Source organism: Salegentibacter mishustinae (assembly GCF_002900095.1).
Lineage (GTDB): Bacteria > Bacteroidota > Bacteroidia > Flavobacteriales > Flavobacteriaceae > Salegentibacter > Salegentibacter mishustinae.
The window spans coordinates 2,355,294-2,381,242 of sequence record NZ_LLKN01000002.1 but is presented as its reverse complement, the minus strand read 5'-3'; the positions used below and the strand labels follow the sequence as shown (position 1 = coordinate 2,381,242).

The following is a 25,949-nucleotide window of genomic DNA, read 5'->3' as shown; positions in this document are numbered from 1 at the left end:
CCATGGAGAAGCCGGAGGATAAAAAAGTACGGAAGGAAGGAGCTATAGCCTTTATGGCCAGAAACTCTATCGCTGCAAACCTGTTAATGATCATTTTAATAGGTGGTGGGATCTGGACCATGTTTAATATTCAGAAGGAAGTATTTCCCCAGTTTCAGCTGGATTATGTAGAAGTAAATGTGGTTTATCCGGGAGCCGCTCCTGCCGAAGTGGAACAGGGAATTTTACTTCCGGTAGAGGAAGCTATTCGTGGCATTCAGGGAATAAAAGAGATCACTTCTACCGCTAATGAAGGTTCAGGAAACATACTTATTGAATTGGTTGCCGGTACAGATAGGATGCAGGCTTTTCAGGATATAGACCAGGGAGTAAGGCGTATCCAAACCTTCCCCGATGATATTGAGCGCCCACAGGTAAACCTCCAGGCTCGCCAACGGGATGTTATGGAAATAGCTATTTACGGTGAAAGCGACATCTGGACGCTACGGATCTTAGCAGAAAGACTTCGGAATCGTCTACTCGGCGATCCGCAGATTACACAGGTAGAGATAGGGAATGTACCAGATTATGTGACGCATATTGAAATTCCAAGGCACAATCTTAGACAATATAACCTAACGCTGGGGCAGGTGGCTAATATTGTAGCCCAATCCAGTGAAGATGTTCCGGCGGGCGCAGTAGAAACGCATTCGGGTGAAATTTTACTGCGAATGAAGGAACGCAAACAATGGGCAAAAGAATTTGGAAATATTACCATAGTTTCTTCACCTTCGGGCGCACGAGTTAGCCTGCAGGATATTGCTACCATTACAGATGGTTTCGAAGAGACCGGGTTCCACGGGCAATTCAATCAAAGCCCTTCTGTAGATCTTAGTATTTACCGCATTGGGGATCAATCTCCACTGGATATTGAAGAAACTGTTCTTGAGATCATGGAAGATTTTCAGCTACCTCCCGGAGTTCAATTCCGTATAGACAGTAATAGTGCTGAAGATTACCGTGAGAGGTTATCCCTGCTTACCGAAAACGGAATTATGGCTATAGTGATCGTCCTGGTAATCCTTGCATTGTTTCTTGAATATCGCCTGGCATTTTGGGTGATGATGGGGATGGCTATTTCTTTTATTGGTGGGATTATATTTCTCCCGCTTTTTGGGCTTAGTATTAATATGATCTCCATGTTTGGTTTCCTGGTGGTTTTGGGTATTGTGGTAGATGATGCTATTGTGGTAGGAGAAAACATTCACGAATACAGGCAAAAAGGATTAAGTGCGATAGATGCGGCCATTGCGGGAACCAAAGATGTTTCCAAACCGGTTATCTTTAGTATTCTCACCACAATTATTGCTTTTGTGCCCCTGCTTTTTATGCCAGGGGAAACAGGAAAATTCTGGTGGCCCCTACCGGCCGTGGTGATCGTTATTTTAGCTGTTTCACTTCTAGAAGCCCTATTTATCCTTCCCTCACACCTTGGTCATCTTAAAGAGAAGAAAACAAAGGGATGGACCGCCAGGCTAGAAAAATTACAGGAATCTTTTGCTAAAGGTTATGAACGGATTATCGATAAATATTACCGACCCTTACTGGACCTTTGTCTCAAATATCGTTATATCACTTTAAGTGCGGCAATAGCGCTCCTTTTAATCGTTGGAGGCTATGGTTATAGCGATCATATGGGAATGATTATGATGCCCGAGGTGGCAGCCGATGAGATAGAAGCAGGGGTAAGACTACCGGTAAGTACCACTCCCGAACAGGCTGCCCGGGTAGCCGAAGAAATAACCGAATCTACTCGTAGGATGTTTGAGGAACATAACCTTTACGAAGTAGCAGAAGGGGTGAAAACCAACGTACGAGGACAGAATTTTATTGATGTGGAAATTGTAATGCTTCCTCCCGATGAAAGGGATATGTCTGCACGTGAGCTTATTGCGCTATGGCGGGATAATATTGGGGATATAGCAGGAGTAGACCAGATCACTTTTGAAGCTGAACGTGGCCCCGGAGGTTACCAACAGGATATTAGCGTAGATCTTAGTCACGCCGATATTAATGTATTGGAGAAAGCAAGTAAGACTTTTCTGGAACAAATGGAAGCTTTCGAAAATACCCGAGACCTCAACGATAATTATGATAAAGGAAAAATACAGTACGATTTCAAACTTTTGCCAGAAGGGAGAAATCTTGGCTTAACGTCTAACGAAGTAGGCAGGCAGGTTCGGGATGCCTTTTTTGGAGCTCTTGCTATGCGGCAGCTTAGAAGTACTAACGAAATTGAAGTACGCGTAAAACTTCCTTTGGAAGAAAGAAGGGATATTGATAATCTGGAAAGCTTTCTTGTTCGTACTCCCAACGGCGTAGAAGTTCCGCTGCTGGATGTGGTAGAAGTGGAGCAGCGAGAAGCATTCACCAGCATAAATAGGCGTGATGGCCGTAGAGTGGTAAATGTAGGAATGGACGTAGAACCAGCTAATGCGGTGACCCAGGTTTTAGCTTCGGTTCAGAATGAAGTTTTACCGCAGCTTAGGGCGGATTATCCCGGGCTTACCTGGAGCTTTGAAGGTAGCCAGGCAGATATGCGTGAATCTACCAACTCTCTTTGGAGTGGTTTTTCTATGGCCATGCTAATCATTTACGCGCTTTTAGCTATTGCCTTTAGCAGTTATTCACAACCTATTATTGTACTTTCTGCAATTCCATTTGGGATTGTTGGAGCCGTAATAGGACATATTCTACTGGGGTATGATCTTTCGGTGGTTAGTTTAATGGGCGTTATAGCTCTATCTGGAGTGGTGGTAAATGATTCTTTGATCATGATCGATTATGCTAATAAACAACGAGAAACCTCATCTGTTTATGAAGCTATTCATGAAGCCGGATTAAGGCGTTTCCGGCCGATTATGCTTACTACATTAACTACATTTGGAGGGCTTACCCCAATTATACTGGAAACGTCCAGCCAGGCAGAATACCTCATTCCTATGGCTATTTCACTAGGCTTTGGGATCGTTTTTGCAACCTCAATTATCCTGGTAATTGTTCCCTGCCTTTACCTTGTTTTAGAAGATGTTAGCCTGCTAATTAAGGAAGGCCGAATCGTAAAGCGAAAAGCAGAAGTAACAAAAGCATAAATAACTTTAAATCATTTTGTCTTTGCTCAATATTATTGAATGATATATAGTAGAGTTTGATGAAAAATATTCTGTTAACTACCCATCATCTTCGATAAAACATTCAGGGCATTGCTGGTCATTACGCGTTCTACAATATGTTCAGGGGAAACAGATTTGTTTCTGGCCTGTAGGAGCGGACAAGGTTCTTTCACTTCTTTAATATAATTGTAGACGTGCATAAGCAGGTAATCGTCAAGCTTGTTTAATTCCTGTGAAGTCCAGTAACCATTAATAGGATCAATTATCCCGTCGAAATCGGTGCCTAAAGCCTGGATACCCCAGGCGTATTGGCCGTTTAAGTCTAAAACTTCGGCGATATGCCTAATCTGGTACCATACTAATTTAGACCAGCCATAAAGAATATCACGTCTTTTTATATTTCCACGAGCTTCTCGCAAAACCAGTTTAGAAGCGATTCTCCGCTCATCCAGTTGAATGCCGAATAGCCCATTTGAAAGCCCGATTTTTACAATTTCATCATCGTAAAAATTAATATCATCGGTCATAAACAGGCCCTGTTGTGCTGCCGGTGTTTGATTGATGCCGCCGGGCTCGGAAAGACCGGTAACTCCACCATGACTTACCAGAATAGGAATGTTTTGCCCTTCAAAATCTTCTAGCAAATTAAAGTATTCTAAACGTGATTTGCGGCTCATATGTTTTATGTCCACATATATAGGTGGTACGGGATTCCCATCTTGGTCATTTTCTTTTTCCAGCATGGCGGTAATGGCAAGTTTTCCGGCTTCAGTAAGTCCTTCCCCTAAAGCGTTTTGTTGATCTATTACGCACTTTACCAAACCTCCCAAACTTCGGGAGTGTCCACAGAGGCCGTTCCAGAAGTGGTGGGCGATTGTTATAAATACAGGTCGTATTAAGCCATTTTCTTCCCTACGCAATTCTTTTACTCTTTTAATAAGCCTTTTCAGTTCTTTTTTGCTCACCCCATCGGGATATTTATTCCAGGCTTCGTTAGGATTCATTACCTGGTCAAAAACATGTGCTCCTTCAATGGTTGGAACAAAGATGATTCTGGTTTCTCCCAGTTCCTCATTTCTTTCGGCCATTTCAATTTCAGCGTAGCTATTGGTGATCGAATAGCTTACTTTCTCACCATCGATAGTAACTTCATGGCCACTTTCCTGTTTTAGGAATTTCATTTCAAGTCGAAGATCTTCCCAATAGCTTTTTAAATCCTGAATATGATCTATCCTTTCCTGCCCAAATTCCGTAGCAAGTTTGCTGAGTACATCTGAAACAATTCCTTTCCCCAGTTTGTTCACGAAAAAGGGTTTTTCTTGAGGATAAAAAGAGAGACAAACCACAGCTACCCGTCCTCGTTTTAAACTGGTACCGTCACTTTGTACGAAGTTGGTAAGGGTAGCGATGTAATTCTTTAATTTATCGAAAAGTGAAGGCGCATCGTGAAACCACATAGAATGTTTATGCCGCGGGTTCCTGGATTGTAGGCCAGGAGTGTGTGCAAAAGATCTCGCGTAAGGTTTCATGGAAGGGTGGCAGTGGATGTCAACAAAAAAATGTGATTTCATAATAATAGTTTTTTGAAGTTGATTTAAGTGTTTAGATACATTCTTTAGTTTTGGCCGGAACGATCAAACCGTATTCTTTTATCTTTAAATTGATAGTATTCTTTAAAACCATTCATTTTAGACATAAAAAAGAGGTGTTTATCGGTCAGGTAAATTTTGTCGATCTTTCCCTTGAAATTTTTGACTTTTTTGAATGGTTTTGGTCTTTTTATATCCGTAAAACATTCTGGGTAAGCAGCCTTTCCATATTCTAAATGGAAATCTTCTTTATAAAAGATCATTTGGGCAGAAAAGGCGGAACTCAATCTAATTGGTGATTCTGGATTTGAAGGTGATATTGGTAAACTAACCTGGTTTACTTTCAGGGAATTCGCATCTTTTTGATAATACCATCTTGCAATTTTGCCAGATTTGTCTTTGAATTCCAACGTATGATCTTTAGTCTTTTTTCCGATGAAAATAAAATCGGTATCCTCTACAAAAAAAGTATCCTTAAATTCTGAACAATTAAAAACGCCCTTGTCTTTATATAAGTTTTTATGCGAAAATGAAGTAATATAGAGTACGGTATCATTCTCCAGTTGCCTGGGAAGTAAAAGGATATTTTGTTCAATAATCTTTTCTGAAGTATTTACCCTGCAATTTTCAAAAACCGGGTATTGCAGGAGTTCATAGTTGCCATCAGGATCCTCATTCGTATAAGATTCACACAGGTTAAAAACATAAATATCGTAATGACTAAGATCAAAACTGCTTTTTATATTGTTGGGGAAACTTGCATCCTGTTCATTTTTTACCCGGTAGCACAGGTCGAACCAATTACAGCGCAGGTTGAATAAACCACAACTGGGAAAGAACATCAAAATCGCTATATATGATAAGACTTTTTTCATTAAAACTGCTCGTTGATATAATTATAACTAATGCCAATGGCCGGTCTCCAATTACGGTCAGGATTGGGATGGTAGGCGGAATGAATTAGGTAATGGATAAGATCCTGCCCGTCCCTGGTTTGTATATCATAACCCGAAAACATAGCAGAAAAACCGTGTTTATTACTGCCAATTTTTAACCTAAATCTGCTCTGGTTGTAATAATAATTTCTATAATCTTTATAAGGCAGAAAATCGATTTGCAAGTGATTGGCCAGCTCGAAAGCATCTTGCTGGTAGCCAGTGAACTTATTAAAAGAGAATTCGATGAGGTTAATATCGTCTAAAAGTTCACCATAATAGGCAAAGAATCCACCGCCGGTAAAATAACGGTCATAGCCATCCCCAAGCCCTATAAAATGGAAAGGTGTACCGTCGTTATAATAGCTAAACTGGTAGGTTCGCTGAATATTGAGATTCAAAAAACCTATGTACTGAGCCTTTTTGAAAGAATCTGAAAAAAAGATATAGTTGGTGCCTAAAGAGATTGAGTTATAAAACGGATTTTGCAGGGGAGTAGCCGAATTATCGTTGAAAAAATTAATGGGGTTGAAGCGTTTTTCCAAATCTATAGCTGTTCTGCTTTTAATCCCGCCAATCATTAGAAACGATACTATGTAATCGATATTTAATTTTCGCTGTTGAAATACTGAAAGCGAGCTCCCCATTCCGCCCCGGTAAAGTTGAACTTCTGTATGAATGGTGGGTTGTAAAAATTCTATTTCATTGAATCTTTTTCCGGCGCCAGCCACCAGGCTCAACCTAAAATTCGAAAATCGCTGTACTTCAAAATTTAGTTTTGCGGAAAATCCATATTGAAAAGTAGGCAGCTCGGCAGGATAATGCGAAACCACCTGGGCGCTGGCCGTGTTGGAAATTCCCAACATTAATGCTATTTGTAACCAAAAAATACGAGCCATATGCTTTGGTGTTTATTTTATTCAATAAGTCCTCGTACAAAAGCTATTAGTGCTCCCGTATTAGCTTATCTACAATAAGGTCTAGTTCCTCCTTATTTTCGGTAACCGTATTTAGACCATCTTCGTGCAGCGCCAATATGTTTTCTTTCCTGGCATTGTCCATAGCGCTATCTGCATGGATCAGTTCCGGCTGAATACGATAGTCCAGAGAATCTCCAGGTTGCAGCGTTTCATAAATTTTCTTCAATTGATAATCTACGGTTTCTGAATTTCCGCTCATCATAATATCGATCAATGGTTTTATCCACTTTAACATGCCCGCATCGCTATATTCTTCATAAGTATAGGGCTCTTTAACATCTCCCGTTCCTATTGAAAATATCAACATATCTTTTGCGCTGGGTTTATCGGGTTTGTCGGGATTTTTCAATTCTTTAGAGAAAGCGATATTCCTTGCTTCTGCATAGGCACAGAGCGTGGGGTTATTTGCAAAAACGCCGCCGTCGATTAATGAATATGGCGTACCATAAATAGATTTTATACGGGTTGCTTCAAAATATTTAGGCGCTGCAGAAGCTGATCTGGCTACATCCTTTATATAAAAATCATACAACTTACTTCGTTTAGCTTCTATGCTCGTAAAAAAGTGAGCCCTGCGGTTTCTAATATCATAGCTGGGAACCAGGCAGGGTTTAAGGCTTTCAGATAAAGTACTTTTATTGAAGTAGTATTCTAAATTCTTTTCCAGGGCGGCTTCAGGGTATTTCTCATCTATAATCCCGCCCAGACTTTCAATTTTATTCTTGAGGGGAACATTGAAAATTTCTTCGCCTTTTTCCAAATAGATCTTTAAAGCATCTCTTGCACTGTATTTATTGATGCCATTTTCATCTGGAATAAGATAAATAAGCGTAAGAATTCCACCTGTACTGGTACCGGCAAAAAAATCGAAATATTCTGAAATGGAAGCATGAGGATTGTTGGTTTTCTTTTTTAGTTCATCTTCCAGATAGGTCAAAATTGTTCCCGGTAATATTCCTCTAATTCCGCCACCATCTATTGATAAAATTCTGATTTTTTTCATAAAGTAATTTCAGTTTCAAGTACTTTTTAATTTTTAGAGCTGATGGGGAATCGCTTTTTGCGGTAGGAGTATGTAAAGCTGATTTAAATCTATCAAAAATATCTTAAATTCAGATAAATAAAACGCTAAAAATCAGAATAATATAGGTTTGTTGTTTTGTAGAATTTAGAAACTATCCATCGCGCTCATATTTTATTATTAAAAAATCCAGAAAGCCTCATTTCATAAATCAGAAGATACATTCAGAAAACATTTCTAGCCAAACCTGTAGAATTGATTTCCTTTGAAAGCGGTTGAACGTAAATATTATTAAATCATTTTAAATGAATAAGGCTCTGGCAAGGATTGAATTAAAAGAAATTTGTATCATTATTGAAGAAAGTGAAAGCTATATTTAGCATCTGTTTAATATTTAATTATAGTGACGGTTTATGAAGAATCTATATTGTATAGTATTAATTATTTTTTCTTTAGCTACGATCTCGTGTGGGCTAGATAGAGAGCAAGAGGATATTTATACAATAGGCTTTGTACAAGCCATGACTACCGATAACTGGCGTAAAGAAATGAATAGGGCCATGAAAGTAGAAGCTTCAATGCATCCTAATCTTAATCTTGAAATTAAAGATGCTCATAACGATGTTGAGAGACAAATTGCCCAGGTAGAAGATTTTATTGAAAAAAGAGTAGATGTTTTAATTGTATCGCCCATTCAATCAGTTCCTATTACTCCGGTAATTGAGAAAGCTATGAATGCGGGTATTCCCACCATAGTTATAGATCGTAAAATTGAAGGAAGTAACTATACCGCTTATGTAGGAGCAAACAATGTTGAAATTGGTGAAAATGCCGCTAATTATATAATTTCCAATTCCACCCCTGGAAAGGAGCTAAAGCTTATCGAGATCACGGGTTTACAAGCATCTTCTCCTGCCTATGAACGTAGCCGGGGGTTTCGCAAAGTGATTTCAAAGCAGGAGAATATTGAGGTTGTAGGTACCATAGCCGGAGATTGGGAGAAAACTTCGGTGAATAAGGATCTTCAATCTCTTTTAGATTCTATAGAAGCTCCAGATTTCATTTTTGCCCATAACGACCGTATGGCCATGGGTGCCTGGGAAGTAGCGCGAAGTGAAAACCTAACAGATAGTATTCAAATTATTGGTGTAGATGGCCTTTTTGGGCCAAGTGGCGGTATACAATTGGTGAAAGAAAATATCCTTGCTGCCACGGTGTTATATCCAACCGGTGGGGCAGAAGCGATTAAGCTTGCTACCCAATTACTGGCCGGGGACAATATTGAAAAGAACAATATTTTAAATACGGTGGTTATTGATAAAGTGAATGTAGATATCATGCAGAACCAGTTCAATAAAATGAACCAGCAGCAAAATGATATCGAACAGCAACAGTCAGTAATAAAAGAGCAGTTGGCTACCTATAACTCGCAAAATTATCTTTTAAAGATTATGGTTGTTCTGTTTATCCTGCTTCTCCTACTGGGACTTTGGGCTGTTTACCTGGTATTTAAATTAAAAAAGCGTAAGCGAAGATTGGAGCTAAATAACAGGAAGATAATTACCCAGCGTAACCAAATTGAAAAATTTGCGGAACAGCTAGAGGTTTCCAACGAAGTAAAGATCAATTTCTTTACCGCGCTGTCTCATGAATTTAAAACTCCGCTTACATTAATTACCAGCGCTATAGAAAGCTTAGGTCAAAACCCTAATAAACAACTTAAAGATTTTGCTTATGAAACCAGCCTTATCAGCAAAAATTCGGGTAGATTATTAAGGCTTATTAACGAGCTTTTGGATTTTAGAAAGTTAGAGAGTGGTAGTTTTAGGCTCAAACCTTTAAAAACCAATTTATATGAATTTATAGAAAATATCTACGAAGATTTTAAATCTGAAGCCTTAAAGAAATCTATTGATTTAAAGCTCGAATCCAACATTAAGGAAGTGATGGTTTATATTGATAGGGATATGATGGATAAGGTGTTTTTTAATATGCTTTCCAATGCTTTTAAATTCACGCCAAAAAACGGTCAAATTAATATTAGCATAGAAGAAATCGGGGAAGATAAAGTAGAGGTTCGATTTAAAGATTCAGGAATAGGAATTCCTAAAGAAGATTTCAATAAGATATTTGATCCTTTTAGGCAGGCGGGGAATAATGCCAAACCCAGCTCGGGACTTGGGTTATATATTACCAGGCAGTTTGTAGAGCTTCATAAAGGCAAGATTTCGGTTTCCTCCCACCAGGGAACAGAGTTTAAAATAGAATTGCTGAAGGGTAAAGATCATCTGGCTGCATACGAATTTGTGGAGGACACTTTAGAAATTGAGAAAGAAGTATCTGCAAAGGAACTGGAAAGCAACTACATTCCCGAAGAGCTTTCCCAGTCTATAGATGAAAATGCTGAAACAATTTTAATTATTGAAGATAATACAGATCTTTCTTATCTTCTGAAGAAAAAATTACTGGTAGATTACAAAGTAGAACTCTCTGATGGTACCGATGCCCTGGAAAAAGCTCTTGAAATTATTCCAGATGTAATTATTTGTGATCTAAATCTTCCAGAAAAAAGCGGATTTGAAATCTGTAAAGAACTTAAAAGCGATCTGCGTACCTCTCACATTCCTACTTTAATTCTTACTGCGTTAAGCGATGAAGAATCTCGTTTAAAAGCTTTAAAAGCTGGTGCCGACTCCTATATTACCAAACCTTTTAACTTTGAAATTCTAAAAGAGTCTTTAAGATCGGCTTTATTTAACAGGGAAAAATTACGTTATTATTATACCAACAAAATAGATCAGGTTAAAGACAATAAATTTGAAGATTCAGAACAGGCTTTCTTAAAGGAACTTAATTCTCTTATAGAAAAGAACCTAAAACAAACCGGTTTTAATGTAGAAGACCTGGCACATCAACTGGGGATTTCCAGAGTACAGCTTTACCGAAAGGTCAAAGCTATTATGGGTATAAGTATAAGTGATTATATCAATGCTCAAAGACTTAGTAAAGCTAAAAGCCTGTTGCAGGAAACCAATTTAAATATTTCTGAAATTGCTTATGAAGTTGGTTACGCTTCTCCCGGCTATTTTTCTACATCCTTTAAGAATAAATATGGTACTAGCCCAAAACAGTTTAGAAGTTAGTTACATTTTACTAAAACGATTTCGAATATCCCTTTTGTTTAGGTAACAAAATTCAACTTTTTGTATCAAAATTAAAACTATAACGGTTTCGTGAATTCTGCAAATATTCTTTAAAGCACTGTATAACAGGTGTTTTTAGATTTATTTTGTTTTAATTAACAATTTTATAATCATTTTAAGGATTCCTAAAATACGGTAGGGAATTTTAAACATAGCTTAGTTTCACACTTAAGAAATTACGATATGAGTAAAATTTTTGCCTGGTCAATTAGTGCTGCTTTAGCAGGTTTTCTTTTCGGATTTGACACCGTTGTTATTTCCGGAGCCGATAAACAGCTACAGGAACTATGGGGAACCTCAGATGCTTTTCACGGGTCTATTGTTATGGCGATGGCACTTTGGGGAACCGTAGTAGGTGCCATTTTTGGAGGAATCCCCACCAATAAGTTTGGTAGAAAGAACACGCTATTAGTAATAGGTATACTTTACCTTGTTTCGGCACTGGGTTCAGCATTTGCAAACGATCCTATAACTTTTGCAATTTTTCGGTTCTTAGGAGGATTAGGTGTTGGAGCCTCAACCATTGCAGCTCCTACTTATGTATCAGAAATTGCCCCGCCTAAAGACAGGGGTAGGTTAGTATCGCTGTATCAATTTAATATCGTTTTAGGGATTTTAATCGCTTATCTCTCTAACTATTTACTTCGCGATACCGGGGCTCAACCCTGGCGTTGGATGGTTGGGGTAGAAGCTATCCCGGCATTCATTTATATCATTTTTGTGGTATTTATTCCTAAAAGTCCGCGTTGGCTTATTTCTAAATCCAGAACCGAAGAAGCGGCTAAAATACTTGAGGATATTAATCCTGAAGCCGATCTCGAAAAAAGAATGCTGGAGATTAAAAAGCAATCTGAAAACCAAATTATGGGAGAGAATATCTTTATGAAGAAATATCGTTTCCCTTTAATTCTGGCTTTTTTAGTAGCATTTTTTAATCAGCTTTCCGGAATAAACGCATTCCTGTATTACGCTCCCCGAATTTTTGAATCAGCCGGATTAGAAGCTAATACAGCTCTTCTAAGTAGTATTGGAATCGGTGTGGTTAATCTACTTTTTACGCTTTTGGGAGTTTTCCTAATAGATCGGGTAGGAAGAAAAAAACTTATGTTCGTAGGTTCAATAGGGTATATCATTTCCTTGTCCCTGGTTGCCGCAGCTTTCTTTTTGAATTGGGGCGGACTTTGGGTTCCTATATTTCTTTTCCTTTTTATTGCGGCGCACGCCATTGGCCAGGGCGCGGTAATTTGGGTATTTATCTCTGAAATATTCCCTAATCACTTAAGAGCATCGGGACAGGCATTTGGATCTTCTACGCACTGGGTGCTGGCGGCAATCGTACCTTCTTTAGTACCGGTACTTTTTACCACAATTGGTCCTGGTTATGTTTTTGCCTTTTTCGCCTTTATGATGGTACTACAACTAATCTTCGTGATTTTTATGATGCCTGAAACTAAAGGTAAAACCCTGGAAGAACTGGGTGAAGAATTATCTCCGAGTACTAACAATCAAGCTTTTCAACAATAAAATTATCAATTATGAAAAATAAATTTATATTTCTTTCTTCTTGTCTTCTTAGCGCGATGCTACTATTTTCCTGTAAGGACAACAAAAAAGAGTCTAATGAGGAAACTTCGGAAGTTACGGCTCAAAGTGATACCGATTTCCGACCAAACTTTCACTTTACACCAGAATCTGGGTGGATGAACGATCCTAATGGGATGTTCTACCATAATGGATATTTCCATCTTTATTTTCAGCATTACCCAGATGATAATGTATGGGGACCTATGCACTGGGGCCATGCGATAAGTACCGATATGATCACCTGGAAAGAGCAACCAATAGCGTTATATCCAGATGAGAAAGGATATATTTTTTCCGGTAGTGCAGTAGTAGACCACAATAACACCTCCGGTTTCGGGGAGGAAGGGAAGACTCCTATAATTGCCATGTTTACCTATCACGATCCTAAAGGTGAAAAAGATGGAGAAATAGATTATCAGTCCCAGGCTATTGCCTATAGTCTGGATGAAGGAAAAACTTTCACGAAATATGAAGGAAATCCTGTGATTGAGAATCCGGAAATTCGTGATTTCCGTGATCCAAAAATAACACGTGATGAGGTTCATGATCAATGGATTATGGTTCTTTCTGCCGATGACAAAACCATGTTTTATACTTCTCAAAATTTAAAGGATTGGGAGTTAGCTTCTGAATTCGGCCGTGGGTTAGGTGCTCACGGTGGGGTTTGGGAATGTCCAGACTTTATACAAATGAACGTGAAAGGAACAGATGAGAAAAAGTGGGTGCTGATTCAAAGTTTAAATCCCGGCGGATTCAATGGAGGTTCAGGTACACAATACTTCGTAGGCGATTTTGATGGAAAAACTTTCACTTTAGATGAGTCTATGAAAGGAGTAGGTGAAGATCATTCTTATTGGATCGACTTTGGAAAAGATAATTATGCAGGAGTAACCTGGGCCAATATCCCTAAAGAAAATGGGAGAACGCTGTTTATGGGGTGGATGTCTAACTGGTTATATGCACAGGAGGTGCCAACAGAAACCTGGAGAAGTGCTATGACCATTGCCCGCGAATTGAGGTTAGAGAAAGAAAATGATGCTTATACTATTTCTTCCATGCCGGTAAAAGAGCTTAAAAATTATAGAGGGATAAGCTATCAGGAAAAGGATATAAAAATTGAAGAAGAGACTAAACTAATAGATTCTTCTAAAATTGATCTAACCAGTGCTGAAATAAGGTTTAAAATTTCTGATCTTCAGCAATCTAATTACAAATTTAAACTTTCCAATAGCCAGGGAGATGAACTTATTTTTGGATATAACCATCCTAAAAAGGAATTCTATTTAGATAGATCTGGGGCGGGACAAACAGAGTTTTCTGAAGATTTTGCGAATAAGATTTCCGTAGCACCACGTATTTCAGAAGATAAAGAACTAGACGGAGTTATTATTCTGGATAAAACTTCAATAGAACTATTCTATGATGACGGAAAAACTGTAATAACAGAAATAGTTTTTCCTAATTATCCCTGGGAACAACTATCTATAATACCAGAGAATGGTGAATTAAGCCTGGATGAAATAGAAGCCTACCAACTAAAATTTTAATAAAAACCTAATTATGAAACTAAAACTAAGCTTTTTTCTGTTTCTCTTGCTGTGTGCTAATTTGATCACAGCACAAGAGATACAGGTAACAGGAAATGTAACTACTGCTGAAGAAGGAATGCCCTTATTGGGAGCCACGGTTTCAGTAAAAGGAACATCAACAGGAACCTCAACAGATTTTGATGGAAATTATAGTATTGATGGAGTCTCTCCAGATGCGACACTGGTATTTACTTTTGTAGGTTATAAACAAACAGAAGTGCCGGTAGATGGCAGAACAACTATTGATGTAGTAATGGAAGCCGATGCTGCTTTACTGGATCAGGTAGTATTAACAGGTTACTCTCGGGAACGAAAAGTAGATGTTACCGGCGCAATAACCGTAGTAGATGTTGCACCTATTGAAGGTCAAAGCCGAAGTTCGGGTAATGCAATGCAGGCTCTTCAGGGTCGTGTTCCTGGGTTATTTGTTGAAAAATCTGGAGATCCAACCGGGGCAAGTAGCCGAGTACTTATTCGGGGGGTTACTACTCTTGGCAATAACGATCCCCTTTATGTTATAGACGGGGTTCCCACCCAGCGCCAGGAAGTATTTTCATCTTTAAATCCAGATGCCATTGAATCTATACAGGTGCTAAAAGATGCATCGGCTTCTTCTCTTTATGGAGCAAGAGCTGGTAACGGGGTAATTGTTGTAACTACTAAAAATAGCTCTGGATCTGCAGAGAAAGTAAGCGTAAGTTATAATTCTAACTTTTCTGTGCAATCTGAAAAGCAACAACGTTATGATATGTTAAATGCTGTACAGCGGGGCCAGGCCCTCTGGAGAGCTTCAGTAAATGATGGTGCCGATCCTGCTTCTGGATATGGAGAGATCTATAATTTTGATTGGAATATGGATTATGATAATCCAATATTAAACGGAGTTAGCGTTCAGCCTTTTGTTGGAGGAGACGAAAATGTACCCGTTGGAGATACAGACTGGCAGGATGAATTATATGAGGTTGGATATGTTTATAATAATGAACTTACCGTATCTGCAAATTCAGAGAAGTCTTCATTTTTTGTAAACCTTGGTCATTTAAAAAATACCGGGATATTAAAGCATACCAATTACGAAAGGTACACGGCTAAAATAAATGCTAATACTAAGCTTTTTGATGATAAAGTGAGGTTTGGGGTAAACACTCAATTTTCTACTTCAGATGAAACCCTTGCTGCGCAGGATGTTGGGGGAGCTCCCACCCCTGGTCTTGCAATTTCTTTAGCTCCTACCATTCCGGTTTACGATGCAAATGGAGATTTTGCAGGGCCGTTAGGTGCTGGGTATTCAGATAGGAATAATCCGTTATTAATGCAGTATTTAAACCGTTGGGATAATGCTGAAAAAAATAATTTCTTCGGAAATATTTATGCAGAAGTAGACCTAATGGAAAATCTAACTTTTAGGACTAGCCTGGGAATAGATTTTAGTGATTTTAAAAGGAAAGATATTGAACCACGTGTAAACAATGGCTTTATTACCAGAAGTAATAATAGGCTAACATTTGATACAAACAAATACACAAGCGTAGTTTTTACAAATACTCTTAATTATAAACTGGAGTTAGATAATCACGAGTTTGGGGTTTTACTAGGTTTGGAATCTGTTAAAAATGACTTTGACTCGGTTATTGCCAGGGCAGATGATTTTGCAGTAGAACAAGAGTCTTATTTTGTTCTTGACGCTGCCACCGGAGCAAGAACCTCAAATGGAAGTTCTTCTGGAAATAGATTATTATCACAATTTGGTAAACTTAATTATTCATTTGATAATAGATACTTAGCTTCGGTTACAGTGCGTAGGGATGGATCTTCAAGATTTGGGGAGAACAATCGATATGGAGTTTTCCCTGCTGTTACTGCGGGTTGGAGAATAAGTAATGAAAAATTCCTGAAGAACAATGAGACGATTACTAATCTTAAATTGAGAGCAGGTTATGGTGAAGTAGGAAATCAATCTATTGGGGATTTGGCTAGATTTGGTCTATACGAATCCAGGTATGGCCCTACACTTTCACAGTTTACGGGAGGCTTTTTTGAGCAGTATTATAATATAGGTACAGCTTATGATATTAATGGCAATGGAACAGGGAATTTACCTTCGGGCTTTGTATCTGTGCAGGCCGAAAATCCCGATCTTAAATGGGAAACCACTAAAGAATGGAATTTTGGTGTTGATTTTGGACTTTTCAATAATTCACTTTCAGGCTCCTTCGATTACTTTACCAGGGAAACAGTAGATATATTGACTACTCCACCAATTCCATCTGTATTAGGTGAAGGTCAACAAAGGGTGCTAAATGGTGCTTCTACACAAACCAGAGGATGGGAGTTTGCTTTAAACTATAGCAATACCCTGGAAAACGGATTAACATTTTCTGTTTCAACAAATTTCTCATCTTTCAAAGACGAGATTACCTTTCTTCCTGAAGAAGTACGACCGGCTTTCCCGGGAACCGCAGAAAACTCAATTTTGGGACATTCTCAATTTTCAATTTTTGGATATGAAACCGATGGTCTTTTTCAAAGTGAAGAAGATATTGCCAATTCACCAGAACAGGTTGGAGCCAGGCCAGGAAGTTTAAAATTTAAAGATCTTAATAACGACGGGGTTATAGATACCGATGATCGTGACTTTATTGGAACAACTTTACCAGATCTTGAGTACGGGATACGTATAGATCTTGGTTATAGAAATTGGGATTTTTCAGTATTTGGTTCAGGGGTAACGGGTAGAATTGGTCAGGATCCTTATATCTTTTGGAACAACTTTGTGCAGGGAAGAGAGAATGCAGGTATGGGCGTTTTAGATGCCTGGACACCTAATAATACCGGGAGCACTATTCCATCTTTATCACTTGCCTTTAATGATCTAAGAACCTCAGATTATCTGTTCAGAAATAATTCATATTTCAAAATTAGAAACATGCAGCTTGGGTACACCCTTTCTGATGGTTTGATTGAAAAATTAGCACCATTACAGAATTTTAGGATTTACCTGCAAGGTGAGAACCTTTTCTGGTTTACTCCAGAAGATTACATAGGCTCAGACCCTGAAAGAACAGATGTGAATAGAATACCTGTACCTACCGTAGTTTCTGTAGGTCTTAATATCAATTTCTAATTAAATAGAATCATGAAAAATATAAAATTTATACTAACAGGATTATTACTTGCTTTTACTTTAGTTTCCTGTTCCGAAGACTTTCTGGAATATGAACCTGAAGGGGTTCTTTCCAGCGAAAACGTTAAAACGGCTGATAATGCCGAATCACTTGTGATCGCTGCTTATGCAAGTATTGCCAATGATGATATGATAGGTCCGCTAACCAATATGTGGGTATATGGTAGTGTACGTTCTGACGATTCCTATAAAGGAGGAGGAGGTCGTGGAGACGTTGGTGAAGTAGATAGATATGAACAGTATTATTTAACAGTTCCAGATCAGGGAGAATTAATGGCGCCGCGTACCTGGACCAATTACTATAAAGCAATCTCAAGAGCTAATTTTGCATTGTCAGTAATCAATGATATTCCGGAAGAAGAATATCAAATAAAGACCATAAGACAGGCTGAACTTAGATTTTTGCGAGCACATTCTCATTTCATGCTAAAGCGTATTTTTAAAAAGATACCTTACATCACAGAAGAACTTTCCCAGGAAGAAATAGCCGAAACAAGTAACGATATTCCTAACCAGGAGCTATGGAACAAAATAGCCGATGACTTTAAGTTCGCATACGATAACCTTCCACAGGCGCAGGATGAGGTTGGACGAGCAGATAAAAGCGCAGCAGCAGCATACCTGGCTAAGGTTAAACTATATCAGGCCTACGAACAAAATGAAACACACCAGGTTGTGAATATTAATCAAGCTATGCTTGAAGAAGTAATTCAATATGCCGATGAGGTTACAGGAAGCCTTGAACCAGATTATGGGAATAATTTTCTTGTAGAATATGAGAATGGTCCTGAGTCTATATGGGCTGCTCAATTCTCTATTGATGATGGTACTAGAGTAGGAAGGGTAAGTTTTGTGACCGGGCTAAATTCACCACACGGTACCGGTCTTTACGGATGTTGTGGGTTTCACCTTGCCAGCCAAAACATGGTAAATGCTTTCCGGACGAATAATGAAGGATTACCATTATTGGACACTTTTAATAATTCAGATATTCTGAACGATGTACAGGAAGATGGTACAGTTGAAGTAAATTCTGGTCTATCTGTAGATCCAAGACTTGACCATACCGTAGGGATACCAGGGAGACCTTTTAAATATAGAAATACGGTAAATTCAGAGGGAGATATGATCTATAATTTTACCTGGGCAAGAGACCCCGGAGTTTATGGGTTTTTCGGCAATATGAAAGAACAGCAAGCGCCAGATTGTTCTTGCTATGTTAAGGAAGGTCCTTTTGTGGGAACTTCAAGAAATGTGATTTTCATACGCTATGCAGATGTGCTTTTATTTAAGGCAGAAGCTTTAATTCAATTAGATAGATATGAAGAAGCGCTTCCATTGATTAATGAAATAAGAGAAAGAGCAGCGGCCAGTAGTACAAGACCTGTAGAAGCAGGGGCATCTAATATTTATAATGTGGAATTATACGACTCTTTCCCTAGTAAAGAATTTGCCTGGAAAGCTCTAAAATTTGAAAGAAGACTGGAATTTGGGATGGAAGGACCAAGGTTTTTTGATCTTGTAAGATGGGGAGAAGCTGCAGAAACTCTAAACGCCTATCTCGACGAAGAAAAAACAAAAAGAGATTTCCTTGCAAACGCTGTTTTTACAGCAGGAAGGGACGAATATTATCCAATCCCTCAGCGTGAAATAGATTTTACAGGTGGATTGTATGTTCAGAATCCCGGCTATTAGAGTTAAAGTTTTATATACAGGCAGTTGAGACTGCCTGTATATATTTACGCTAAAAATTAAACCGCTAATAGTAGTAAAGTACACTCTATACAGTTAATTGTATTTTTTTTATAGGAGCAATTTTTCTATTTTATTATTTTAAAGCATAAAATTTACAATATGTCAAATTACCCTCAAGCTATATGTTTCGGCGAAATATTATACGATGTTTTTCCGGAGAGTGAAAGAATTGGAGGTGCACCCCTAAATGTAGCTTCCAGACTTTCGGGATTAGGAATTTCAACCGAAATGATTAGCAAAGTAGGGGACGATGAAAAAGGAGAGAACCTACTCTCTTATCTCAAATCTAAAAATATTAAAACCGAAAATATTGCCAAAGATACTGACCATTCTACCGGGGTGGTAAATGTAACATTATCTGCAGGTGGTTCTGCTACTTATGAGATCTCACACCCGGTGGCCTGGGATAAAATTGAAATTTCAGAAGCTATAAAAACTGCCGTAAAGAAAGCTGATGCTTTTATATTTGGAAGTTTGGTTTGCCGCGATGAGGTAAGCCGAAATACATTATTTAATCTCTTGCCTGAAGCAAAATACTGTGTTTTCGATATAAATTTACGTCCTCCGTTTTATGAAAAGGAAGTATTGGTAAAACTTTTGAGCCAGGCAGATTTTATAAAATTTAATGACGACGAACTATTTGAAATTGCCGAAATGATTGGCTCTCCTTACAATTCTTTAGAACAAAACCTACAATATCTTTCCGAAGAAACAAACACTCCCACTATTTGTGTTACCAAGGGTAGACATGGCGCAGTGTTGTTAAAAGGAGGAAAACGATTTTACAATAGCGGATTTAAAGTTAAAGTAAAAGATACAGTTGGTGCAGGAGATTCCTTCCTGGCCAGTTTGATTGCTGGCTTGTTAAAAGAAGAAGATCCGCAAAGTACACTCGATTTTGCCTGCGCAATGGGGGCACTGGTAGCAGGAGAAGAAGGTGCAAATCCTGAAATAAAAATTGATAAAATCAATAAATTTTTGAAGGGGAAATGAGAGCAAGTAAAGCGAGCACCTCTATAATTTGGATATAAAATTAAAAATCTGGATTTCCAGAAAAAGTGTGTTAGGTTTCAGTAAAGGGTTTAATGAAATACCTATGAATTAAAAAGATGTTTCGCAGAAGAAATTATTCAAAAGAGGAAAGCAGCATCAATTAAAATCTATTTTAGTGAATTTCCTGAGCTTAGGGATTAGAAGACTTAATTTGCCAGAAAGTATCTTTTAAAAAAGTACATCCTCAAAGGAAATATCTTCACCAGCTAATACAAATATTTTATTTTTAAGGCTGGAAGTATTTGCCTTTAGCTTTTTATAGTAATCTACATATTCGTCATCAGGCTCTTTTAAACCTAGAAAGACCAGATCGGCTTTACGGCTCGATTCGGCAAGAATTTCTGGAAAATTTCTATCACCGGCTATAATAAACTTATAACTGGCATTAGAGCGCATTTTCTCGATCATTTCGATCAGATTTTTTTCAGTTCTTATTTTGGCAGCTTCGTTGCGCACAACCATTTTGATGGTTAGGTCTGCGTCTGACCATTGCACACTTCTTTGTAACAAATGCGCCATTACAATCATAAGAGCCCCGTTTAGCTTTAACCCTCCCCACCAGAGATCAATTTTTTGTTTGGGATTTGCCTCATAATCATCCTCCATATCAAAGATCATTATATTGCGTTGTGACCTGTAGAAATAATGGATCATATCGCAGTAATCTGGCAAATGGCTTTCTTCCTGGGTATCACCCAGAATAATAGTATTAGGTGCGAGGCTTCCTAATCCATAATGGTCTACCATTGTTTTAGCTCCAATATATGGATTGGCTGCTGGTACGATACGTACCAGACTATAAATCCCTTTTTTAGAAAGAAATTCCCTGGTATGTCTCTCCAGTTCGATTAATCTTTTCTTATGAATATCCTTTTCGGTAAGAATGGTTGCTACGGTCATGATAGCTTTTTCCTGAACAAAACTATTAGCCATTGCGATTAGGTGCCAGCGGTTCATAGGAGCCCCCGATAAAACCAGGAAATGAGGACGCCAATTCTTGGGGTCTGATACTTCTCCAAGCTGCATAAGGCTAGAGCGAATGAGGCTTAATCGAATTCCTCGTCCTACTCCTCCCCAGGTTTTTTCAAGGTTTCTGCGTTTAATCCAAAAGAAAATCCCAAATACAAATATAGCGGCAATAAATGTGGCCAATGGATTAATAAGTATCATAGCACTAATACAACCGGCTGCACCTAGAAGGGAAAAAAACCAGTGAACTTTAAACCGAGGTCTAAAGGAAGGAGATTTTAATATATTTTCAACTCCAGCAGAGATGTTTAATACTCCATAGGCAGTCAGAAAGAACATGGTTAGTATAGGAGCTATTATATTTAAGTCTCCCAGGAGTACAGCAGTTATTGTGAAAATAAGTGTAAAAATAGTGCCCATTCGGGGAAGGTTTTCTTTGCCACTTCCCTTTCCCAGTCGGGCCATGGAACGAGGTAAAACACCATCACGCGCCAGGGCTTGCAACACCCGTGGTGCTGCCATAGTGCTACCAAGAGCGCTTGATAGGGTTGCACCCCAAACTCCTATTAGAATGGCATCGCCCCAAAATGCGATTCTTCGCATAATCATGGGGTCTTCTACAAGGCTAATAGCATCAGCTCGCGTAGCAAGAATCACAGGTAACACCATATATACCACATAACCTACACCTACAGCGAGAAAAGTGCCCTTTGGAATTGATTTTCCTGCATCTTTTAGGTCCCCAGACATGTTAACGCCCACGTCAATACCCGTTACTGCAGGAAAAAAAACTGCAAATACCACCCAAAACGGAACCGAATTTTCTGGAGATGCGCCCCATAATTCGATTTCTGTAGATTCTATGGGACTTCCGAAGATTAGGGAAATAAGGGAGATACCAATTGCGATAAGAATAAAATATTGCACCCTACTGGCTGCTTTAGCCGAAACCAGAGCTACCCCTGCAACAAAAAGAATAGCAGATACTGCAATTAGCTTCTCATTTAATACTGGAAACACTTCCACGATACTTTCAGCAAAACCTACTGTATACATGGAAACAGACAGGGCCTGGGCCAGATAGAGAGAAATTCCAACAGCGCCACCACTTTCAATACCAAGAGAACGGCTTATCATATAATAAGCTCCGCCTATCTTTACTTGTTGATCTGTGGCTATAGCTGCTAGGGAAAGGGAGGTTAGGAAAGTGATAGAGGTCGCAAGGCTTACAATAATAAGACTGCCTAATAACCCAACATTACCCACTACCCAACCAAATCGGAGGTACATTATAACCCCAAGAATAGTAAGAATAGATGGTGTGAAAACACCTGCAAAAGTGCTTAGCCCGGAAGATTTTACGGGGCTTACCGTCTTTTTATTTTTATTTCCCAAGTTGCAGTGAATTAGGTATGTACAATATAGAAAAGGAGTTGGAGAGACGGAAATAAAAAAAAGAAATAAAATTATTTCTTTTAAGTATTCTAATAAATACAAAGCGGATATAATACTTATTCCAATTCCAAGGACTTTGTAAATTTCAGTTTTTGAGGAATATTCTTAGTACGGCTACTTTTAATCGCTATCGGCCGTAGATCACGTGTATTTATATTGCTCGTCGACTTTTCAGAATTCTTACAGGAAAATATAAGAAAGGAAGTAAAGATTAGGTAGAATGCCTTCCTGTGTAATTGCTTGAAATTATTTATGATGGTGCTGATTGAATTTAATAAAACTACTGACTTTTATTTCTGAACCAGGTATTAAAGCGAGTTGGCATTTCAGAAATAATATCTCCAGATATAAAATAGAGGTCAAAACTACTATCTTTCTTGAAAGATAGTTTAAAAATTTACGTCAAACATCATAAAAAGAAAAGATGAAAGTAAAAATATGGTCAGATGTAAGGTGTCCGTTTTGTTATATAGGCAAGAAAAAATTTGAAAATGCCCTTGTTGATTTTTCAGGAAAAGATCAAGTAGAAATAGAGTGGAAAAGTTATCAGTTGGATTCTACTCTAAAAACAGATCCCAATTTAAATACGCTTGAATATTTTATGAAAGTAAAGAATATAAGCGAAAGCCAGGCGCGCGACATGTTTAAAGGTGCCACGCAAATGGCCGAAGAAGTAGGCCTGGATTTTAACCTGGAAGGTTCTGTATTGGCAAACTCTTTTATGGCGCATAGACTTATTCAATTGGCCAAGTCAAAAGAAGTGGATAATGAGGCTGAAGAAGCTTTATTTAAAGCCCATTTTACAGAAGGTAAAAATATAGATGACCCCAAAGTAATAGAAGAAATCGCTACTTCAGTTGGAATAAATTCTAATGAAGTGAAAGATATGCTGGCCTCTGATGCCTTTAGCTATGAGGTGAAACAAGACGAAATGGAAGCACGAAATATAGGAGTAAGAGGAGTTCCCTTTTTTGTTTTTGATGATAAATTTGCTATTTCGGGAGCTCAGCCTTCAGAAGTTTTTTTACAAACTCTGCAAAAGGCCTGGGAAGAACTTGAAACTAATTAAAAGAAGAAATACAGGAAATTTTTAGTTGAACTGTATCAACTGAAACAATGGCTCTAAAGAAAAAAGGACCTCAAATATTTTTTAAGGTCCTTTTTTATAAACGGGCTGATTTTTTTCAGAATTTTCAAAACTTAAAATTAAAAAAACTGTTCTGGATACCAATAGTTTGGGGGACTAAGAGTTTTTCCTAACCTCTTTTAACAGCTTTTTTATATCCCGGTTATTCCCGTATAAAACCATAATATCTCCATAATGTAATTTAGTGTTCCTTGTAGCTACACCCTGAACATCAGATACCTGTTTAGCGGCTCCTATTTCATTTCTACCTTTCATATATTTAATGGTAGTAAGCACAATAACATTATAATCTTCCTTTAAACCAATTTCCTCTAATGTTTTGCCATCAAATTTTTTGGGGATCTCACTTTCTACAATGCTGTAATCTCCTGTAACTTCAAATGAGTCAACTACGCCTTCCAGGTTAAGCTTTTTAGCCCAGCGTTCTGCAGTTTCCTCTTCAGGATGAATTATTTCTTCCACACCCATTGCTTCTAAAACTGTTTCCTGTAAAGGAGCCACGGCCCGACTAATCAACCTCTTAACTTTAAGTTGTTTCATTAATGCGGTTGTCATGATATTAGCACCTTTATCCTCTCCAATACCAACAATTACTATATCAGTATCTTCCAGCGGTAAGTTAGTTACCGCATTAATATCGGTAGCATCAAGACTTATAGCGTGGGTAATTTTTTCTTTAATGGCTTCCACTTTATCCAGGTTACTATCTACGCCAATCACCTCGTTTCCCATGGAAGTTAATTTCTCTGCCAGGGAAGCACCAAAATTGCCTAAACCTATAATAATATATTTCATGTAGTTTGCTTTAGTTGATTAATATCTCTTCTGAAGGGTAACGATAGTTAAGGTGTTTAATATTGCGCAATATGGCTATAAGTAAGGTAAGCATGCTAACCCGGCCTATAAACATGGTAGCGATTATTACCAGTTTAGAACTTGAACTTAAACCGGCAGTGATTCCCATACTTAAACCTACCGTACTATATGCTGAAAAAGCTTCAAAAGTAATAGGTATAATCGCTTGAGCTGGTTCAAAAAATGATATAAGCGATAAAGAAATTCCAATGACTAAAAGAGATAGAGAAATAATAGCAAAAGCCCTTCTTATAGAGATATTAGATACCTCTCTTTTATATACCTCTATTCTATCTTTTCCTTTAGCAAGACTGAAAAAATTTAGAGTAGCCAGGGCAAATGTACTTGTTTTTATTCCCCCTCCTGTAGAAGCTGGAGAGGCACCAATCCACATTAAAAGAAAAATCAGCATTAAAGTTGAAAAATTTAAAGCCGAGGTGTCAATAGAATTGAAACCTGCTGTTCTTGGAGTTGCAGCCCCAAAAAATGCCGTAACAATTTTACCAAATTCACTATGCCCGCTTAGCGTATTATTGTATTCAAACATATAGAAAAATCCCGTGCCCACCACTAAAAGAATAATGGTAGTAAATAGAACAATTCTCGAGTTAAGATTTAAAACCCAGGGGATATAAGTAACTTGTTTAGGATCTTTAAACTTCTTTAATTTTTGAATAAAATAATACCTCAAATATTTATAAAGGTTTAATAGAATAGGAAATCCAATACCACCCAAAATAAATAAACAGGCAATAATTAGGTGTAGCGGATAGTTAAATTGAAATCCAGGTTCATATAAACTATTTTCCAGGGTAGAGAAGCCTGCATTACAGAAACCCGAAATACTATGAAAAACAGAAAAGAAAATACGCTCAGATACTGAGTTTATTAAAGCTTTATCTAAATTGAGGTAAATAAAAAAGGCTCCTACTGCTTCAATACTAAAGGTTAAAAGCAATATTTTTTTTAAGACTACAAAAACTTCACCTATTTTCTCTGAATTGCTGATATCCTTTAACATAAGCTGATTGGCATAAGAAGTATTACCCCTAAAAAAGTAGCTAAAATAACTGGCAAAGGTCATAATTCCGAGACCGCCTAACTGAATTAAGATCATAATCACTGTTTGCCCGAATGTGGTAAAGTAACTTCCGGTATCAACTACAATCAATCCTGTAACACAAACAGCGCTGGTAGAAGTAAAGAGAGCATCTATTAAACCTATCCCTGAGTGTGTTGCTTTGGGAAGTAGCAGTAATAAGGTGCCCAAAAAAATTATTAAAAGAAAACTGCCAACAAACAATTGAGCCGGATTCAAATATTCTTTCTTAAAGTTTACTTTAAAAGAAGAAACTTCTCGGATAAAAAAGAGGCAGAGTACTAAGTAAATCCACCCCATGTGATTAAAAACCTGTAGAAAACTAAAATTTTCTATTATAAAATCTGTTTTAATTAGAATGAGTAACCCAAAGATAATA

General features: G+C 37.9%; 15 protein-coding genes. 8 read left to right on the top strand and 7 right to left on the bottom strand.

Annotated features, from left to right (window positions below):
- The first annotated feature begins 2 nt into the window (after window positions 1-2).
- Window positions 3-3,131 (top strand): efflux RND transporter permease subunit, encoded by a 3,129-nt coding sequence (locus APB85_RS13455; protein WP_057481945.1) that lies wholly within the window; start codon window positions 3-5, stop codon window positions 3,129-3,131.
- A 74-nt stretch (window positions 3,132-3,205) separates the two neighbouring features.
- Here APB85_RS13455 and APB85_RS13450 read toward each other — a convergent pair whose 3' ends face one another.
- Genes APB85_RS13450 through APB85_RS13435 form a run of 4 tightly spaced genes read right to left on the bottom strand, consistent with a single transcriptional unit; the run spans window position 3,206 to window position 7,659 of the window.
- Window positions 3,206-4,723 carry an amidohydrolase family protein gene (locus APB85_RS13450; protein WP_146035383.1) on the bottom strand — a complete coding sequence of 506 codons (1,518 nt, stop codon included), beginning with the start codon at window positions 4,721-4,723 and terminating at the stop codon, window positions 3,206-3,208.
- A gap of 44 nt (window positions 4,724-4,767) precedes the next feature.
- Entirely contained in the window at window positions 4,768-5,616 is an 849-nt protein-coding gene (locus APB85_RS13445; protein ID WP_146035382.1) for a hypothetical protein, read from the bottom strand.
- Window positions 5,616-6,575 (bottom strand): hypothetical protein, encoded by a 960-nt coding sequence (locus tag APB85_RS13440; protein ID WP_146035381.1) that lies wholly within the window; start codon window positions 6,573-6,575, stop codon window positions 5,616-5,618. Before APB85_RS13440 ends, APB85_RS13445 begins: the two co-directional genes overlap by 1 nt.
- Before the next feature lie 46 nt (window positions 6,576-6,621).
- A complete protein-coding gene (locus tag APB85_RS13435) occupies window positions 6,622-7,659 on the bottom strand; it encodes a patatin-like phospholipase family protein (RefSeq protein ID WP_057481941.1) in 1,038 nt (345 codons plus the stop codon).
- Window positions 7,660-8,090: 431 nt separating this feature from the next.
- Between APB85_RS13435 and APB85_RS13430 the strand changes: the two genes are divergently transcribed.
- From APB85_RS13430 to APB85_RS13405, 6 genes are all read left to right on the top strand, one after another.
- On the top strand, window positions 8,091-10,820 hold the full coding sequence (locus APB85_RS13430) for a substrate-binding domain-containing protein (protein WP_057481940.1): 2,730 nt from the start codon (window positions 8,091-8,093) through the stop codon (window positions 10,818-10,820).
- A gap of 243 nt (window positions 10,821-11,063) precedes the next feature.
- Window positions 11,064-12,404, top strand: a complete 1,341-nt coding sequence (locus APB85_RS13425; RefSeq protein WP_057481939.1) for a sugar porter family MFS transporter — start codon at window positions 11,064-11,066, stop codon at window positions 12,402-12,404.
- A gap of 11 nt (window positions 12,405-12,415) precedes the next feature.
- On the top strand, window positions 12,416-14,011 hold the full coding sequence (locus tag APB85_RS13420) for a glycoside hydrolase family 32 protein (protein ID WP_057481938.1): 1,596 nt from the start codon (window positions 12,416-12,418) through the stop codon (window positions 14,009-14,011).
- A gap of 13 nt (window positions 14,012-14,024) precedes the next feature.
- Entirely contained in the window at window positions 14,025-17,177 is a 3,153-nt protein-coding gene (locus APB85_RS13415; RefSeq protein WP_057481937.1) for a SusC/RagA family TonB-linked outer membrane protein, read from the top strand.
- A gap of 12 nt (window positions 17,178-17,189) precedes the next feature.
- Window positions 17,190-18,932: a RagB/SusD family nutrient uptake outer membrane protein gene (locus APB85_RS13410; protein ID WP_057481936.1), complete on the top strand. Its 1,743-nt coding sequence runs from the start codon at window positions 17,190-17,192 to the stop codon at window positions 18,930-18,932.
- 159 nt (window positions 18,933-19,091) lie between these two features.
- Window positions 19,092-19,985: a carbohydrate kinase family protein gene (locus APB85_RS13405; protein ID WP_057481935.1), complete on the top strand. Its 894-nt coding sequence runs from the start codon at window positions 19,092-19,094 to the stop codon at window positions 19,983-19,985.
- 228 nt (window positions 19,986-20,213) lie between these two features.
- Here APB85_RS13405 and APB85_RS13400 read toward each other — a convergent pair whose 3' ends face one another.
- Complete coding sequence (locus APB85_RS13400; protein ID WP_057481934.1) at window positions 20,214-22,409, bottom strand: APC family permease; 2,196 nt, start codon at window positions 22,407-22,409, stop codon at window positions 20,214-20,216.
- A 484-nt stretch (window positions 22,410-22,893) separates the two neighbouring features.
- Here APB85_RS13400 and APB85_RS13395 point away from each other — a divergent pair, with 484 nt between their 5' ends.
- Window positions 22,894-23,538, top strand: a complete 645-nt coding sequence (locus APB85_RS13395; RefSeq protein WP_057481933.1) for a DsbA family oxidoreductase — start codon at window positions 22,894-22,896, stop codon at window positions 23,536-23,538.
- Between the two features lie 174 nt (window positions 23,539-23,712).
- Here APB85_RS13395 and APB85_RS13390 read toward each other — a convergent pair whose 3' ends face one another.
- Window positions 23,713-24,411 (bottom strand): potassium channel family protein, encoded by a 699-nt coding sequence (locus tag APB85_RS13390; protein WP_057481932.1) that lies wholly within the window; start codon window positions 24,409-24,411, stop codon window positions 23,713-23,715.
- 10 nt (window positions 24,412-24,421) lie between these two features.
- Complete coding sequence (locus APB85_RS13385; protein WP_262506257.1) at window positions 24,422-25,870, bottom strand: TrkH family potassium uptake protein; 1,449 nt, start codon at window positions 25,868-25,870, stop codon at window positions 24,422-24,424.
- Window positions 25,871-25,949: the final 79 nt, after the last annotated feature.

What these genes read in the sequence shown, in the direction of transcription:
- APB85_RS13435 (WP_057481941.1), bottom strand. Translation starts at nt 7,659, where the DNA reads ATGAAAAAAATCAGAATTTTATCAATAGATGGTGGCGGAATTAGAGGA.
- APB85_RS13390 (WP_057481932.1), bottom strand. Translation starts at nt 24,411, where the DNA reads ATGAAATATATTATTATAGGTTTAGGCAATTTTGGTGCTTCCCTGGCA.
- APB85_RS13440 (WP_146035381.1), bottom strand. Translation starts at nt 6,575, where the DNA reads ATGGCTCGTATTTTTTGGTTACAAATAGCATTAATGTTGGGAATTTCC.
- APB85_RS13405 (WP_057481935.1), top strand. Translation starts at nt 19,092, where the DNA reads ATGTCAAATTACCCTCAAGCTATATGTTTCGGCGAAATATTATACGAT.
- APB85_RS13410 (WP_057481936.1), top strand. Translation starts at nt 17,190, where the DNA reads ATGAAAAATATAAAATTTATACTAACAGGATTATTACTTGCTTTTACT.
- APB85_RS13395 (WP_057481933.1), top strand. Translation starts at nt 22,894, where the DNA reads ATGAAAGTAAAAATATGGTCAGATGTAAGGTGTCCGTTTTGTTATATA.
- APB85_RS13445 (WP_146035382.1), bottom strand. Translation starts at nt 5,616, where the DNA reads ATGAAAAAAGTCTTATCATATATAGCGATTTTGATGTTCTTTCCCAGT.
- APB85_RS13450 (WP_146035383.1), bottom strand. Translation starts at nt 4,723, where the DNA reads ATGAAATCACATTTTTTTGTTGACATCCACTGCCACCCTTCCATGAAA.
- APB85_RS13430 (WP_057481940.1), top strand. Translation starts at nt 8,091, where the DNA reads ATGAAGAATCTATATTGTATAGTATTAATTATTTTTTCTTTAGCTACG.
- APB85_RS13420 (WP_057481938.1), top strand. Translation starts at nt 12,416, where the DNA reads ATGAAAAATAAATTTATATTTCTTTCTTCTTGTCTTCTTAGCGCGATG.
- APB85_RS13425 (WP_057481939.1), top strand. Translation starts at nt 11,064, where the DNA reads ATGAGTAAAATTTTTGCCTGGTCAATTAGTGCTGCTTTAGCAGGTTTT.
- APB85_RS13385 (WP_262506257.1), bottom strand. Translation starts at nt 25,870, where the DNA reads ATGGGGTGGATTTACTTAGTACTCTGCCTCTTTTTTATCCGAGAAGTT.
- APB85_RS13415 (WP_057481937.1), top strand. Translation starts at nt 14,025, where the DNA reads ATGAAACTAAAACTAAGCTTTTTTCTGTTTCTCTTGCTGTGTGCTAAT.
- APB85_RS13455 (WP_057481945.1), top strand. Translation starts at nt 3, where the DNA reads ATGGAGAAGCCGGAGGATAAAAAAGTACGGAAGGAAGGAGCTATAGCC.